General features: G+C 30.0%; 14 protein-coding genes. 5 read left to right on the plus strand and 9 right to left on the minus strand.

The window, feature by feature from the left end; all coding sequences use genetic code 11:
* Both KGF46_RS19230 and KGF46_RS19235 read right to left on the minus strand, forming a co-directional pair.
* Window positions 1–411 (minus strand): RNA-guided endonuclease TnpB family protein (locus KGF46_RS19230; protein WP_227862243.1); only part of this gene is annotated, 411 nt, incomplete at its 3' end.
* A gap of 182 nt (window positions 412–593) precedes the next feature.
* Window positions 594–1,487, minus strand: a complete 894-nt coding sequence (locus tag KGF46_RS19235) for a LysR family transcriptional regulator (protein WP_227828685.1) — start codon at window positions 1,485–1,487, stop codon at window positions 594–596.
* A gap of 180 nt (window positions 1,488–1,667) precedes the next feature.
* On the opposite strand from KGF46_RS19235, the gene KGF46_RS19240 reads away from it, so the two are divergent.
* Genes KGF46_RS19240 through KGF46_RS19250 form a run of 4 tightly spaced genes read left to right on the plus strand, consistent with a single transcriptional unit; the run spans window position 1,668 to window position 4,105 of the window.
* Window positions 1,668–2,840, plus strand: a complete 1,173-nt coding sequence (locus KGF46_RS19240) for an iron-containing alcohol dehydrogenase (RefSeq protein WP_227856726.1) — start codon at window positions 1,668–1,670, stop codon at window positions 2,838–2,840.
* A 24-nt stretch (window positions 2,841–2,864) separates the two neighbouring features.
* Window positions 2,865–3,437, plus strand: a complete 573-nt coding sequence (locus KGF46_RS19245) for a DapH/DapD/GlmU-related protein (protein WP_227850493.1) — start codon at window positions 2,865–2,867, stop codon at window positions 3,435–3,437.
* A gap of 4 nt (window positions 3,438–3,441) precedes the next feature.
* The gene (locus tag KGF46_RS20185) at window positions 3,442–3,573 is read left to right on the plus strand and encodes a hypothetical protein (RefSeq protein ID WP_255287815.1); all 132 of its coding nucleotides are present in this window, start codon (window positions 3,442–3,444) and stop codon (window positions 3,571–3,573) included.
* A 4-nt stretch (window positions 3,574–3,577) separates the two neighbouring features.
* On the plus strand, window positions 3,578–4,105 hold the full coding sequence (locus KGF46_RS19250; protein ID WP_227862244.1) for a cyclophilin-like fold protein: 528 nt from the start codon (window positions 3,578–3,580) through the stop codon (window positions 4,103–4,105).
* A 61-nt stretch (window positions 4,106–4,166) separates the two neighbouring features.
* Here the strand turns inward: KGF46_RS19250 and KGF46_RS19255 are convergent, their stop codons facing one another.
* From KGF46_RS19255 to KGF46_RS19265, 3 genes are all read right to left on the minus strand, one after another.
* Window positions 4,167–5,252 (minus strand): diguanylate cyclase, encoded by a 1,086-nt coding sequence (locus KGF46_RS19255; RefSeq protein ID WP_227839750.1) that lies wholly within the window; start codon window positions 5,250–5,252, stop codon window positions 4,167–4,169.
* A gap of 283 nt (window positions 5,253–5,535) precedes the next feature.
* Window positions 5,536–7,395, minus strand: coding sequence for an ABC transporter ATP-binding protein (locus KGF46_RS19260; RefSeq protein WP_227862245.1), 1,860 nt, complete (start codon window positions 7,393–7,395; stop codon window positions 5,536–5,538).
* Entirely contained in the window at window positions 7,395–9,131 is a 1,737-nt protein-coding gene (locus KGF46_RS19265) for an ABC transporter ATP-binding protein (protein WP_227842699.1), read from the minus strand. Before KGF46_RS19265 ends, KGF46_RS19260 begins: the two co-directional genes overlap by 1 nt.
* A 268-nt stretch (window positions 9,132–9,399) precedes the next feature.
* On the opposite strand from KGF46_RS19265, the gene KGF46_RS19270 reads away from it, so the two are divergent.
* Window positions 9,400–10,278 (plus strand): LysR family transcriptional regulator, encoded by an 879-nt coding sequence (locus tag KGF46_RS19270; RefSeq protein ID WP_227828691.1) that lies wholly within the window; start codon window positions 9,400–9,402, stop codon window positions 10,276–10,278.
* Window positions 10,279–10,546: 268 nt separating this feature from the next.
* Here the strand turns inward: KGF46_RS19270 and KGF46_RS19275 are convergent, their stop codons facing one another.
* From KGF46_RS19275 to KGF46_RS20460, 4 genes are all read right to left on the minus strand, one after another.
* A complete protein-coding gene (locus tag KGF46_RS19275) occupies window positions 10,547–12,436 on the minus strand; it encodes a metallophosphoesterase (protein ID WP_227862246.1) in 1,890 nt (629 codons plus the stop codon).
* Between the two features lie 334 nt (window positions 12,437–12,770).
* Window positions 12,771–14,702 (minus strand): metallophosphoesterase, encoded by a 1,932-nt coding sequence (locus KGF46_RS19280; protein ID WP_227862247.1) that lies wholly within the window; start codon window positions 14,700–14,702, stop codon window positions 12,771–12,773.
* A 587-nt stretch (window positions 14,703–15,289) separates the two neighbouring features.
* Complete coding sequence (locus tag KGF46_RS19285; RefSeq protein ID WP_413840953.1) at window positions 15,290–15,889, minus strand: hypothetical protein; 600 nt, start codon at window positions 15,887–15,889, stop codon at window positions 15,290–15,292.
* Window positions 15,890–15,967: 78 nt separating this feature from the next.
* A complete protein-coding gene (locus KGF46_RS20460; protein WP_413894767.1) occupies window positions 15,968–16,207 on the minus strand; it encodes a hypothetical protein in 240 nt (79 codons plus the stop codon).
* Window positions 16,208–16,611 lie beyond the last annotated feature (404 nt).

Genomic DNA, 16,611 nt, shown 5'->3' on the forward strand with positions numbered 1-16,611 from the left:
CAATTTTGGTAGCTTAATTAGATTATCCTTAATAGTTATATTATTATTTACACACTTACTTTCAAAACTTCTTTTAGGATTTCTTTTACTTTTGAACTTTGGAAATCCTTGATTATTACCCTTTTTAAATTCTCTAAAGAAGTTTTTATATGCACTATCTAAATCATCAATGGTAGCTTGCAAACTAGTTGAATCAACTTCTTTGAGCCATTCATATTCTTCTTTAAGTGATGGAAGTTTTTTAATTAAATCATACTTTGAATGTGATTTACCTTCCTTTTCGTATCTTTCTTTTTGAAGTGCTAACATATGATTATACACAAATCTTGAACATCCAAAAGATTTTTCTATTATTTCTTTTTGAGTTTGATTTGGATATATTCTAAACTTAAAAGCTTTCATCTGTATCATTTCTTCACCTCCTTTTAATTTATATTACAGGCTTACATCTCCACCCTACTTACGTTGAGGATGGAGTATTTCGCCTATCTTTGATAAAAAAGCTTTATTTTATCTCTCATTACATATAAATCTCGTTTCATAAATCTCACCACCTTCATATAAATAATATTATAAATTAAATAGCTATCTTTCTATTCTGATACAAAATTATTAATTTCGCTTTGCAATTTATTTAAAAACTTTTTAGTTGCCTTAGAAAAAACCTGATACTTTTTCCAGACAATATTTAAGTGTGCTTCTAATCTCGGTTCTAAAGGTCTAAAACAAAGATTGCTATTACCTGTTGTATTGATTAGCTTATCCAAGCAAAGAGCATATCCAGCCCCTTCATCTACCATAAGAGAAGCATTGTAGACAAGATTATAAGTTGCCACTATATTAAATGTTTGAAAATCTTGCCCAGACCAACCAGAAATTACATTTTGAACCAATGTTTGACGTGAAGTTAATATAGGAATTCCCTTCAAATCTTCTGCACATATCATTTTCTTTTGAGCAAGTTCACAATCTTTTTTCATAAGTAACCCCCATACATCATTAACAGGAAGTTTGATATAATCATACTTTTCCATGTTGGCAGGTTCGATTAAAATTCCAAAGTCTAAAAGTCCTTTATCTAGTCTTTCCGTTACATCATCAGCATTTCCACTAAATAGATGATAGCGTATATTAGGGTATTCTTTCTGCAATTCTTTCACAGTTTTTGCAATAAAACGCATAGCATCTGTTTCTCCCCCACCAATATAAACATTTCCTCGTATGTCATCATAATCATTGTTAAAATCTGAAGTAGTTTTATCTGCTAAATCAATTATTTCCTGCGCACGTTTACGTAAAAATAAGCCATCCTCTGTAAGTGTGATTTTTCTGTTGCCACGCAAAAACAACTTTTTCCCAAGTTCATCCTCAAGTTCCATAAGTTGTTTTGAAAGTGTAGGTTGTGTCACATTAAGTGATTGAGCTGCACTTGTAATACTTTCCTCTTTTGCAACTGCCAAAAAATATCTCAATACTCTAAGTTCCATTTGTATATCCCTCCTATTTATAGTGTAGTTTCCTCTAGTATTCCTGTCAACTATGGGAAGGTATTCTTTATAAGTATTTGCTATTATATTATTTCGTTAATATAATAAACATATAGAAACTATGATATAAATTTTAATAAGAACAATAACATGAAAAGGACATAAAAAGGAGGAAAAAATATGAATTTTAATATGTATATACCAACTCGTTTTATCTTTGGAAATGGACGTTTAGATGAATTACATCAACAAAAACTACCTGGAGAAAAAGCCTTGCTTGTTGTTTCAAGTGGAAAATCAACTAAAGAAAATGGTGCACTTGCCCGAACAGAAGAGCAGTTAAAAATGGCAGGAGTAGAGTTTGTGTTATTCAGTGAAATAGACGCAAATCCTAATAAAAATTCTGTCATGAACGGGGCTTCCTGTGCTCGTGAAACAGAATGTGATTTTATTATTGCCTTAGGTGGTGGAAGTGTCATGGACGCTTCAAAAGCAATTGCAATGATGGTAACAAATGATGGTGACTTATGGGATTATGTAAATGGAGGTACTGGAAAAGCACAACCATTACAAAATGAACCACTACCAGTTGTTTGTATTACAACCACTGCTGGAACAGGTAGTGAAGCTGACCAATGGGGAGTTGTTACAAATGAAGAAACCCATGAGAAAATTGGTGTTGGTGGTTATGACTCTTTATTCCCTGTTTTGTCTATAATTGACCCAGAATTGATGAAATCTGTACCACCTGAATTTACTGCTTATCAAGGATTTGATACCTTATTCCATGCTGTGGAAAGCTATATATCTTCTTTTTCCAGTGTTATGAGCGATATGTATGCTTTAACTGCTATCGAAAATGTAGGCAACTATCTTGCACATGCAGTAAAAAATGGTAGTGATATGAAAGCAAGAGAACACATGGCTTTTGCAAATACGATTGCAGGAATTGTCATGACAATCAGTGTCACTACAGCACAGCATTCTTTAGAACAGGCTATGTCTGGTTATTACCCAAGACTTCCTCATGGTGCAGGTTTGATTATGATTTCTAAAGCTTTCTTTGGATTTTTTATAGAGAAACATGCTTGTGATGAACGCTTTGTACGCATGGCACAGGCATTGGGAATGAAGGATGCTAACAAAGCAGAAGATTTTATTACAGCTCTTAGCAAATTACAAGAAGCTTGTGGCGTTGCAGATTTAAAAATGTCCGATTATGGAATTACACCAGGAGATTTTAATCTAATAGCAAAAAGTGCACGAGAAACAATGGGTGGTTTATTTACAGCAAATCCTTGTGAAATGACACATGAGGATTGTGTAGAAGTATTGAAAAAATCTTACAGTTAATCAGAAAGGATGTGTGAAATGAACTTGAACTTAAATACATTTTTAAGACACGTTAATCAAGGACTTACTGTTGTTGGGGGCTCAGAGTTACATAAATTTATGAGTGAACTCAGCAATGAAGCCATGAAAATTACCTCTAAATTAAACAATCATTATCATGAGCCAGAAGAAATTAGAACATTGTTTTCAGAGTTAATAGGAAAACATGTAGATGAAACATTCAACATGTTCCCTCCATTTTATACTGACTGTGGAAAAAATATAACAATAGGTAGAAATGTTTTTATAAATTCAGGATGTCGATTTCAAGACCAAGGTGGTATTACTATTGGAGACAATTCGTTAATTGGTCATAATGCAGTATTGGCAACTTTAAATCATGATTTTGCACCAAGCAAACGAAGTACTATGCACCCAAAACCTATTAAAATAGGGAAAAGTGTCTGGGTCGGTGCTAATGTCACAATAACTCCTGGTGTAGAAGTGGGAGATGGAGCAATCATAGCAGCTGGAGCTGTTGTAACAAAAGATGTGTCACCTAATACGTTGGTGGGAGGTGTCCCGGCAAAGTTTATAAAAAAAATTAAGGAGGAATAAATAAATGAACAAAAAAGTCTTAATTATATCTACAAGTTTTCGCAGAGATGGAAATTCTGAAATATTAGCAGATATGTTTTTAAAAGGGGTAAAAGATATATTAAGTAAAGCATATCAAATGGGAAAGGCAGTATAAGCCTATGAAAAAGATTATAAGCCTTATGTTAACTGCACTTTATAGCTTTGCATTGTTAGGTTGTACAAATATTCCAGCCTCACAACAAACAATTAAGCAAGAATCTAAAAATAATACTTTAACTGCAACTCCTATTTCTTATAAAGAAAAAGAAGTGATAACATCAACTAAAAATAACATGATAACTGCCAATCTTAAAATTGGAGATAAAGACTTTGTATTGAAACTTTATAATAATGCCTCTGTACAAACACTACTAGAAAAAATGCCACTTACACTAGATATGAAAGATTTAAATAAAAACGAAAAATATAATTACTTTACAAAAGATTTGCCATCAAGTTCAGAATCTGTAAAAAATATTAAGACTGGTGATTTTATGCTATACGGCTCTGATTGTTTGGTACTATTTTATAAAGATTTTCAAACCTCATATAACTACACTAAGCTGGGATACATTGAAGATACCAGTAAACTTAATGAAATATTAGGAAATGGAAACATACAAATAGTGCTTAGTATTATTAACTAAAACAATAGTGTCATTATGTCAAATACATCTACCATGATGACACTATTAAACCGAATTTTCTCTAACTTACAATCTTATTTTTTCCATTATTTTTAGCTATGTAAAGCTTTGTATCCGCTCCCTTTACTAGCTTCTCAATAGTCATATTTTCAACGTACTCCTCTACACCACCACTGACTGTAATTTTGTTTACTAAATCAAATAATTTTTTATCACTAGAAACATGTATGCGAATACGCTCTGCTACCTCAATTGCTTTAGATTTAGTAAAGCTAGGCATTACAACTATAAACTCTTCTCCTCCGTATCTTGAAACAATCCCATCATTTCCAACCTCTTCAATTAAAATCTCACTAAATCGAATTAATACATTATTTCCACATAGATGACCATATTTATCATTTATTTTTTTAAAATCATCTATATCAAACAATACAATGGACATAACTCTTTCTTGCAGTGGCTTTTTTAATATATTGGACATATATTGTATTAAATATCTTCTATTATACAAATTTGTCAAATCATCTATAATTGCCTGCCTTTCAAGTCTTTGGTTCAATTTATATACTTTATCACGCTCATGAGAATACTCTTGTAATACTACAATCATTACTATACATAAAAACAATGAAACTATAATAAAACTACTTATCGTATCTGATGCACGAGATTCGCCTATAGATACAATTAAGTTTGGGTAATTAAATGCCAAAAATATAGATATACAATACACAAATATAGATACAGATATCATAACTATTCTCTTAAGACCATCAAGAGTCAATGATATAACACATATTCCCAACAAGAAATAAAGCATCATACCACTATCCACTCCACCACTTATAAAAAAGAGTACTGGAAATAAGAATATATTAAGCCCTATATTAATTACTAGACACCCTCTATCAATATCTTGTGTTTTAAGAGAATAGATTGCCAATATTGACATGATACAAAAGCAAGAAAAACTTCCCCATATAGATATACTAGGAAGGCTACTAAAAAGAGCTGCAACAAAAGCTAAAAATGAACAAATAACTCCAGCAAAACAAAAAAGATAAAAAAGCCTTTCTTGTAAGTTTAATTTTTTATTTAAATACGTCTCCATGTATTTTTTAATAGACTGTTGTATAGATGACAAATATTTATCTCCTTCTTTATTAAGATATTTTAATTTAATTATATTATAATATTATATCATATAATAAGTATGTTTAAATAATAGCTTACATATCCAATATATGGAATTAAATTTATCTAATAAGTATATATGATAATAAAAGTATGTAGAAAAATATTAAAAATAAAACTTATAAAAAATAACAGACAATTACATGTATAAAATAACAAAGCAAAGCACTCATATTATGTTAAAGTGCCTTGCTTTATTTATATATTATATAAAAATTTATAACCTATAATTTCTATTCCAACTCAAATGCCCCTGTATAAAGACTATAATAAACTCCTTTTTTATTTATTAACTGATTATGAGTACCTCTCTCTATTATACGTCCCTGTTCAAGAACTATAATTGCATCTGAGTTTCTAACAGTAGACAATCTATGTGCTATTACAAAAACAGTTCTACCCTTCATAAGATTATCCATACCTTTCTGTACCAGTGTCTCTGTACGTGTATCAATAGAAGATGTAGCTTCATCAAGAATCATTACTGGTGGATTTGCAACTGCTGCACGGGCAATCGAGATTAATTGTCGTTGACCTTGTGAAAGACTGGAACCATTTTGTGTCAATATAGTCTGATATCCATTTGGCAATCTAGTAATAAAGTCATGTGCATTTGACAATTTAGCAGCCTCAATACATTCATTATCTGTAGAATCCATTTTACCATATCGGATATTATCCATAATTGTTCCTGTAAATAAGTTGACATCTTGCAAGACAATTCCCAAGGAATGGCGTAAATCTGTCTTTTTAATTTTGTTGATATTGATACCATCATATCTAATTTTTCCATCTGCTAAATCATAAAAACGGTTAATCAAGTTTGTTATGGTAGTTTTTCCAGCTCCAGTTGCACCGACAAATGCTATTTTTTCTCCTGCTGTTGCTTCCAAAACTATGTTGTGTAATACTAATTTCTTTTCTGTATATCCAAAATCTACATCAAAGAACTGAATATCACCTTTTAAAGGAGTATATGTTATTGTACCATCATGATGAGGATGTTTCCATGCCCATATTTCTGTATTATCAGTTGTTTCGATTACTTCCCCATTATTGAATCTAGCATGTACTAATGTAACATATCCATTGTCTTGCTCAGGCTCTTCGTCAATCAATTCAAATATACGTTCTGCTCCTGCCAACGCCATAGCCATCATACTAATTTGCTGTGCAATTTGTGAGACAGGCATACAAAATGTTTTCGACAAACTCAAGAAAGCGACAATCATTCCAACTGTAATAGAGCCTACACTATACAATGCCATAAGTCCTCCAAAAAGAGCAATTAACACATATTGCAGATTTCCAAGTTGCATAATAGTTGGCATAAGTATATTACCATATTTATTTGCTTGTGTAGAATCTAAACATAAATCTTTATTCTTTTTATCAAATTGTTGTTTTGCATCTTCTTCATGGCAGAATACCTTAATGACTTTTTGACCATTTATCATTTCTTCAATATATCCTGTAATATTTCCTAATGTCTCTTGTTGCTTTATGAAATACTTTGCACTTGCACCACCAATTTGTTTAGTAACTATGCTCATGATGACTGTAACTACTAAAACTAAAAGCGTCAAAGGTACATTACTTATAAGCATAGAAATCAATATAACAACTACTGTAATAATAGCCGAAATAAATTGTGGTAATGCCTGTGAAATAAACTGACGCAATGTGTCTGTATCATTGGTATAATGGCTCATAATATCTCCATGTGTATGAGTATCAAAATAACGAATAGGAAGTTTTTGCATATGTACAAACATGTCATCTCTAATTTCTTTCAAAGTTCCTTGAGAAATCTTTACCATAATTCGATTATAGAGGAATGTTGCGACAACACCTAAGATATAAATACATGCCATTAAAATAATTGTATATAATAAGCCACTAAAAGATGGATTATCTTCAAGCAAAAGTGGAGTTATATAATCATCAATCAATGTTTGCAAAAACAAAGAACTTATGACAATAGTACAAGAGCTAAAAAGAATACATACGACAACTGTGCTAAACAAAAGTTTATGTCGCCCTACAATATAAGATAACAGTCGTTTCCATACGCTAAATACCTTTGTTTCCATTACTTGTCATCTCCCTTCGTTTGTGAATCATAGATTTCCCTATATATTACATTTGTTTTTAGCAATTCCTCATGTGTACCATACCCATTGATTTTACTGCCTTCCATAACGATAATATAATCAGCATCTTCCACTGAAGAAATACGCTGTGCAATAATAATTTTTGTAGTGTCTGGTATTTCTTCACTGAATGACTTTCTAATCATTGAATCAGTTTTTGTATCTACTGCACTTGTAGAATCATCAAGTATTAAAATTTTTGGTTTTTTTAGCAAGGCTCTTGCAATACATAGTCTTTGCTTTTGACCACCAGAAACATTTGTCCCTCCCTGTTCAATATATGTGTCGTATTTATCTGGAAATGTTTCAATAAAAGAATTTGCCTGTGCCAATTTACAAGCATGTATCATTTCTTCTTCACTAGCATATTTATTTCCCCAAAGTAGATTTTCTTTAATTGTTCCAGAAAATAGCTCATTTTTTTGAAGAACCATTGCTACTTCATTACGAAGTGTAAATAAATCATAGTCTTTTACATTTACGCCTCCTATTGTAATTTTTCCCTCTGTCACATCATAAAGACGTGGTATTAATTGAACTAGTGAACTCTTTCCACTTCCAGTCCCACCTATAATCCCCAATGTTGAACCAGTTTCTATATGAAATGAAATATTTTTTAGACATTCTTTTTCTTTATCATCTACATAACTGAAACATACATTATCAAAACTTATTTCTCCATTTTCCATATGATATACAGGAGTATCACCGTTTTTTAATGAACTTTCTTCATCTACTATTTCTATAATTCGTTCACAAGAAGCTCTTGCCATATTAATCATAACCATAACCATAGATAACATCATAAGACAATTAAGAATATTCATGGCATATGTAATTAAGCTGGAAAGTTCTCCTGTAGTCATTGTAGTTGCATTGCTTGAAACTATCATTTTTGAACCAAACCAACAAAGTAGTAGTGTACAGCAATACATAGAAAACTGCATTAATGGCATATTATAAGCAACAATTCCTTCAGCCTTTCCAAATGTCTTGTATATTTTCTCTGAAACATGTTTAAATTTCTTGACTTCAAATTTTTCTCTTACAAAAGATTTAACTACTCGTATACCTGTGAGATTCTCTTGCACAACTCCATTTAAGTCATCATAAATATTAAACACTCTTTCAAAATATGGATGGGAACGACTTACAATTAAATATAAACCAACTCCAAGAATTGGGATTGCAATTAAAAATATAAAGGATAAACTCGCATTAACCATAAATGCAGCAATCAATGAAAATACAAGCATAAGTGGAGCACGTACAGCCACACGAATAATCATCATATAAGCATTTTGGACATTTGTTACATCTGTGGTTAATCTTGTTACAATACTGGAAGTTGAAAACTTATCAATATTAGCAAAAGAATAGCCTTGTATTTTGTAATACATATCCTTCCTTAAATTTTGTGCAAACCCAGCAGATGCAGTAGCACAAAAACTTCCAGACAGTATTCCAAAACATAATCCTAAAAATACACAAACAATCAAAATGGTACCAAGTTGCACTAGGGTCTGTGTATTGTTTCCACTGATTCCTACATCAATCATTTCTGCCATAATCATAGGAATCAAAATTTCCATTAAGACTTCTAATACAACAAATACTGATGTTAGTATGGAAGCTTTTTTATACTCTTTAATGGAACAAGCTAATTTTTTAATCATATTCTATCTCCTTTTCTAACTAATTTTTAAGATGTTGATTTACTCTAAGTTTTATCAGACAACTTTAATTATCTATAATTTTCTTACCTAACTTTTATTTGTTTTGTATAGAAATGAATATACTCAGATGCCTAATATTTAAAATTTTATCATTATCTGTGTTGAATGAGAATTTCAAAAACCTTAATAATATTATATAAAATCTAATATTATATTGAAATTATCTCATCTTACAATTATACTTTTTGATATGGAAAGAAGGTGCTTTATGAATACTCAACAATTAGAATGTTTCGTATGTGTTGCTGACAAGTTAAATTTCACAAAAGCAGCAGAAGAACTTTTTCTATCTACTCCTACAGTTACTCACCATATCAAAAATCTAGAAGAAGAATTAGGAGCGAAATTATTTATACGAAATTCAAAAATGGTTCGATTGACAGAAATGGGAAATATGTTTTACAGTGATGCCAAAGACATACTCAACAAAATAGAGGTATCACAGAAAAGGATAGCAAAAGCTACTTCTCAGAATACTTCTTTTTTGCGTATTGGATGTTCTAGTCATGCTGAACTCAATAAATTACAAGGTATATTATCAGACTTACGAATTGCCTTTCCACAGGTGTACCCTTTAATATTTATGGAGGATTATTTTAAACTTAAAAATTTATTCAATAATAAACATTTAGACATTATGCTTTCAACAAGAGAAATGATTAGAGATATGAAAGAGTGCACTTTTAAGAAATTAAAGAATACTAAAAATTATGCTATTATGTCCTCACAATCTATCCTTGCTGAAAAAGATAGTCTGACTTTTGATGATTTAAAGACAAATTGCTTAATTATATTAAATCCTAAGTTTATACCATTTCAACATGGAAACATATTGCAGGAAAAAATAGCATTACATTCTCAAAACCATTTTAATATTGTATGTGAAAATGACCAAGCAAGTATACTTCTTGCAAATTGTGGATATGGTATAGCAATATTACCTGAACATTGCATACCAACAGAAAGTGATGGTTTTATTATTCGTCCAATCATTGAAGAAGCTATCATCGAGTATGGTATTGCATATCAAAAAAATGTAAAGGAAAAATACATTCGATTCTTTATAGATAATTTTACTTGTTTGTAAATAAAAATAAGAAAGAAGAACCTCAAATATAAAGGTTCTTCTCTTTTATTTCAATATACTATTCTTTAGTATTTTAACTGTATCGAGACATATTTTTATATAAACATATTTTTACTAATAAATCTAATATTACAATGTACCTAATTGTATAATTATGGTATAAATTCAATTTATTTTTATTGATTTACTACTTTATTAGTTTACTTATGTATCAATTCATCTTTATTGTATTAATTCATCTTTATTGTCTCACTTAATCTTTATTGCTCTACTTCATTTTTATTGCCTTACTATATTTATTGATAATATTCCATGTACCATTTTCTTTTCTTAATTCGAGACTTATTTTTGAATAATACTCTCCATCTTCACTAGATTGTGTCACTATAACTTTATTTCCAGACTTATTCTTATAGCTACGTTCTTTTATCTTATTTTTTGTATGCCCAACTACAATAGCATCTATTCCATCTACTGTAGTAGCAAGTTTTTTTATCTCGCTACTTGGATTTTTTAAATTTATATTATTACTATCTGAATGTACAACTGTAACAATTACATCTGGATTTTCTTTTTGCATAACCTTTACCCACTCATTTGCATCCTTAACTAAGTCATTGGTATATAATCTATTTGTTTTTTCAGAATTTTTTTCTGAACTTGAATCATTAATATTTTTTTCATCTTTATCTATAGTAAGCCCCAATATTCCAACCTTTATGTCGCCTTCTTTAGTTTCAACTTTATGCATTATATAAGGTTTTACATAATTTTCTCCAGACTCATCGTATATATTAGCTGATAAAACAGGAATTTTCATTTCCTCAAAATTTTCTATAATAGAATCCAATGTAGACTTTTTTTCTTCAAAATCATTTTTTTCAGATATAAGTTCATGACTACCAAGTACTACAGCATCATAACCTAGATAAACAATAGGCCATTCGTTTATTCTTTTATGAATACCTTTTTTTGTATTATACTGCCATTCTTTAGACCATCTAGTCATTTCTTTTGTATCTGCATCAAAGAAGTCTCCAGTATCAATAAAGATTGGCTGTACAGCTCTATATCTTTCATTAAATAAACTAACTGCCATTTCATCTGAAAAATTTGAATGTAAACCAGATGTTGTAATTATATTTACTTCTTTTCCAAATACCTTTAATTCACTGTGCTTATCTTTTATAAACCACTTATCATTCTTCTTACCCAACTTAAAGTTAATCTTTGATACACTATCGCCATGAGCTCCAGGCTGTGTCACTACCACTTCTTCACCAGATTTATTTTTAAATGTATGTTGCTCTATCTTTTCATGCGTATGACCAGCTACAATAGCATCTATTCCCTCTACAGTTGTTGCCAGCTCCTTTATTCTATTTCCTGGGTTTTTAGGATTTTTAGGCTCTTCACCTGAATGTACAATGGCAACGATTATATCTGGACTTTCTTTTTCCATGACCTTTACCCACTTTTTAGCATCTTCCACCAAATCATTTGCATATAATTTACCTTTATATTGTGCTTGTTCTTCAAGTGCTCTAGCTTTTTTATCTTGCTCAAAGCTTTTAAATCTTGAACGTTCTCCTACTTCTTTTATAGTAAGCCCTAGTATTCCTACCTTTACATTCCCTTTTTCTGTTTTGACATCTTTCATTATGTATGGTTTTACATAGTTTTTTCCAGATTGTTCATATATATTTGCAGACACCAATGGTATGTTATTATTTCTAAAATCAGAAACTAACCTATCAAGACCTTGCTTATCATTAGAAACGAACTCATGATTTCCAAATGTAACTGCATCATATTTTAATTTTGCCATTTCTTTAGCTATAGGAACTTCTCCTTCACGTGGCTCAGCTATTTTTTTAAACTCTGGCATACCATCATTAAATCGTACTAGTTTTTGACCAGTAGACCATCCATTCATATCAATACTTTGTATGTCAAAAAAATCGCCTGCATCAACCATTAGCAAGTTTTCATCGTATTTTCTCTCTTCTTTCACATAAGAAACTAGGTTTTCTGGGACTATTGAATGTAAGTCACTTGTCCCAAGTACATTGATTTCTATATCTTTAGTGCTTTCACATCCCACTAATAATATTATTAGAACTATTATTGATGTAACTATAATAAATTTTATTTTCATAAAAGCTTCCCCCTTGATTTTTTTGATGATAATAAAATTTACTCTTATACCTTATCTTTACTATCTAAGTTTGTTACTGTTTATTATACGAAAAAAACTATATGTAAATTCCTTTTTAAATAAATCTACATATAGTTCTTTATATTTTTTAGTTGCAAAACAATACTTACTCTAATATACTCAAATCTTCAAGTAAGTTTAATATAGTATACTCACAATATTTTAATATATGGAATATGGAAATAGTCTTATATATTCATCTTATCTATCATACTAATATTAAATACCTTATATTATTTATAAACTTTATATATTATCTATAAACTTTATAAAGTTACTCAACCTCAATTGTTTTACTAAATTTATCATTAATAACCCATGAACCCTTTTCTTTTTTCACTTTAAAAGTAATTTTAGAATAATATTTACCATGTTCACCTGGTTGTGTCACTATAACTTTACCTCCAGACTTATTTTTATAGTCATGTTCATCTATCTTTTCATGAGTATGACTAGCAACAATAGCATCAATCCCATCTACTGTAGTTGCTAATTCTTTTACTCTATTTCCTGGATGCTTGGGATTTTTAGGTTCTTCTCCTGAATGTACAACTGCAACTATTATATCTGGATTTTCTTCTTTCATCACTTTTACCCACTTCTTTGCATCTTCTACTAAATCATTTGCATACAATTTATCTTTATATTGAAATTGCTCTTGTAAATTTACATTTTCAAGACCTTTACCTACCTCTTTTATCGTAAGACCCAATATTCCAACTTTTACTTTACCTTCATTTGTCTCTACATCTTTTATAATATATGGTTTAACATAGTTTTCTCCAGATTTCTTATATATATTTGCTGATAGCACAGGAATCGCCACATTATTAAAATCTTCTATAACAGCATCTAAAAGACGCTCATCTGCCCAATACTCATCTTTCTCAGATACAAACTCATGATTTCCAAGTACTACTGCATCATACCTACCATGCTTCATATCATTGACCATCGGGCATCTGCTAATCTCTGTATCAGTATTATTAGCCCTTATAGTTTTCCACTTGTTATACCATTTAATCATTTTTTCTGTCTGAGGATCTAAAAAGTCTCCTGCATCTACTACAACAGGTGCAATTTGACTACTTTGTTCATTGACAAGACTAGCTGCTAATTCATCAGAAAAATGTGAATGCAAATCTGCAGTGGCAACTATATTTATTTCTTTATCAATTATTTTTAATTTACTATTCTTTTCCTTTATATTCCATTCACCATTTTTCTTATTTAATTTAAAGTTAATCTCTGATACACCATCTGCATATGAACCTGGTTGTGTTACAATTACCTCCTGCCCAGATTTATTTTTATATGTATGTTGCTTTATTTTCTCATGAGTATGACCTGCTAATATTGCATCTATCCCCTCTACTGTAGTTGCTAGTTCCTTTATTCTATTTCCTGTATTATTAGAATTTTTAGGTTCTTCCCCTGAATGTACAACTGCAACTATTATATCTGGATTTTCTTTCTTCATCACTTTTATCCATTTCGTTGCATCTTCTACTAAATCATTTGCATATAATTTACCTTTGTACTCAGATTGTTCTCCAAGTTCTCTTGATTTAGCCTCGTCTTTAATATCTTTAAATCCTGAAATTTTTCCTACTTCTTTTATAGTAAGACCTAATATTCCAACTTTTACATTACCTTTATCTGTCTTAACATTTTTCATCACATACGGTTGTACATAGTTTTTTCCAGATTGTTCATATACATTTGCTGATACTAATGGAATATTATTATTTTTAAAATCAGAAACTAATTTATCAAGATTTTTCTTATCATTTGAAATAAATTCATTATCCCCAAGTACTACAGCATCATATTTCAACTGTGTTAAATCTTTAACTATAGGTACCTCATCTTGAGCATTCTTAACTATATCTTCATATTCTGCTAGCCCACCTTTAATCTTAATTAGTTTTTTTCCAGAAGTCCATTCCCACATTTCTTTACTTTGTTCACCAAAAAAATCTCCTGCATCTACCATAAGTAAATTTTCATTCTTTGCTCTTTCTTCATTTACATATGAAACCAGAGAATCTGTCACAACTGAATGTAAATCACCTGTTCCTAATATTTTTACTTCTGTATCTGATACTTTATCTTTTGTATCTTTTGTATCTTTTGTACTTTGACATGCCACAAGTAATCCCACTAAAAACACTATCAATACCATTATAATAAATTTTATTTTCATAAAAGCCCCCCTCGCAAATTTTTAGATTATAATAAAATTTAATATCATGCTTTATTTTAAACTATAGCAGGTTATAGAACTATGAGCAACATTCATTGGATTAATAGATTATTATCTTTAAAGATATTCATATTTAAAGATATACATTTCATTTATTATGTCATCATAATAAAATATTTAAATATACTATTAGAAAACTTTAAATGTATATTTCACATAATAAACTTTTATCTAATACAAATAGATATGATAAGATTGTAGCAATATTAAAATATATGGAGAAAATCGAGTATAAAATCTTATTTAAACAGTTAAGTAACTAGAGTGGTTGTAAAAGTGACATGTCCACACCTTTATAAATAAAATTGATAAAAGGCTTTGTGTATTTTTGACTGTATTACCTATATTTTATCTGATATTCAAAATATAGAAATACGGAGTAATTTTATATCCTCAGATGTGATTGTTATAGATATCAACATCCTCAACATGCATGCTGATAAGAACCTCATTGTACCACTTCACTTTCTTATGCTAAAAGGTACAATGAAATTCTGTTTTATTTATACAATTTATAAATTAGACCATTACTTCTTAGGATTTACAAGTTCATCAAGTAACATTGGAAGTAGCTCGTCTATTTGTTCATCATTAAATTGGCAAGTCCCAACAGCTTTGTGACCTCCACCGCCATACTTAAGCATTAGACTACCAACATCAATATTTGAAGTTCTATTTAAAATACTGTATCCTACAGCTACAGAACACCCTTTTCCACCTTTTCCATTTACAATCCAGGCAGAAATATTTTGTTCTGGATACATACTGTAAATCATGAAACGATTACCTGTATAAATTGGCTCTACTCCACGTAAATCAGAAATAATAACATCTCCTTCTGTACGTGTGTATTTAGCAACCATTTCTTTAAATTTATTTGTCTGCTCAAAATAAACTTCTATACGTTCCTTTACATCTGACAGATTTAAAATTTCTTCTGTATCTAAAGTTCTACATGCATCAATTAACTTTTCCATCAATTGATAGTTAGATATAGTAAAGTTTCTCCAACGCCCCAACCCTGTTCTTGGGTCCATAAGATAACCAATTAAAATCCATCCAGTTGGATTTTGTACCTCTTCTATAGTAAGATTTCCAGAATCAACTTTGTCTACTGCTTCTAGCATTTCATTAAAATGAGAAAATCTTTCATTTTTACCATAGTACTCATGAATAATTCTTGCACAAGAAGGAGCAATGCGACTTTATCCTTTATACCTTCCTTTAAGTTCATTTCTCTCAAATTCACTAGAATGATGGTCAAACCAAAGACCACACCCTTCTACAAATGGTACATTGGCAAGACAATCATCTTCTGTCACCTCAACCAACCCATCTTGTAAGTCTTTAGGATGAGCAAATTTCCAATTATCAATAATACCTGCTTCTCTTAATAATGCACCACAAACTAATCCATCAAAATCAGAACGTGTAATCAATCTCATATGTTTCAACCCCTTTGCTTTAAATATATGCCTATATATATTGTAATTTTTTCCTTAAATATATAATATCACTTTACATGTCAGCTTGATATACATTTCAATATATACCCACAAAACTTATTTTTTTGGTTATAAATAGCTTTATTTATTATTTAAAGTACAACTTTATCTTTTATTAAAAATATAGTTATATCTTGCCTAACAGCCAAAATTTCAATTAAAATAAAAGTCTTATGTTACTATGAATATACTTACATTTTATTATAGCCTTAAATATAGCATCTTTCACATTATATTAATTCCTCATATAAATTAACATAAAAACATCACTTATCACTTATCACTTATCACTTATCACTTATCACTTATCACTTATCACTTATCACTTATCACTTATCACTTAT

The organism is Clostridioides sp. ZZV14-6153 (assembly GCF_020657855.1).
Classification (GTDB): Bacteria; Bacillota; Clostridia; order Peptostreptococcales; family Peptostreptococcaceae; genus Clostridioides.

Bases quoted from the DNA above. Each gene is read 5' to 3' on its own strand.
- KGF46_RS20460 (WP_413894767.1), bottom strand. From the start codon at position 16,207: ATGAGATTGATTACACGTTCTGATTTTGATGGATTAGTTTGTGGTGCA.
- KGF46_RS19275 (WP_227862246.1), bottom strand. From the start codon at position 12,436: ATGAAAATAAAATTTATTATAGTTACATCAATAATAGTTCTAATAATA.
- KGF46_RS20185 (WP_255287815.1), top strand. From the start codon at position 3,442: ATGAACAAAAAAGTCTTAATTATATCTACAAGTTTTCGCAGAGATGGA.
- KGF46_RS19280 (WP_227862247.1), bottom strand. From the start codon at position 14,702: ATGAAAATAAAATTTATTATAATGGTATTGATAGTGTTTTTAGTGGGA.
- KGF46_RS19285 (WP_413840953.1), bottom strand. From the start codon at position 15,889: ATGCTAGAAGCAGTAGACAAAGTTGATTCTGGAAATCTTACTATAGAA.
- KGF46_RS19270 (WP_227828691.1), top strand. From the start codon at position 9,400: ATGAATACTCAACAATTAGAATGTTTCGTATGTGTTGCTGACAAGTTA.
- KGF46_RS19240 (WP_227856726.1), top strand. From the start codon at position 1,668: ATGAATTTTAATATGTATATACCAACTCGTTTTATCTTTGGAAATGGA.
- KGF46_RS19250 (WP_227862244.1), top strand. From the start codon at position 3,578: ATGAAAAAGATTATAAGCCTTATGTTAACTGCACTTTATAGCTTTGCA.
- KGF46_RS19260 (WP_227862245.1), bottom strand. From the start codon at position 7,395: ATGGAAACAAAGGTATTTAGCGTATGGAAACGACTGTTATCTTATATT.
- KGF46_RS19265 (WP_227842699.1), bottom strand. From the start codon at position 9,131: ATGATTAAAAAATTAGCTTGTTCCATTAAAGAGTATAAAAAAGCTTCC.
- KGF46_RS19235 (WP_227828685.1), bottom strand. From the start codon at position 1,487: ATGGAACTTAGAGTATTGAGATATTTTTTGGCAGTTGCAAAAGAGGAA.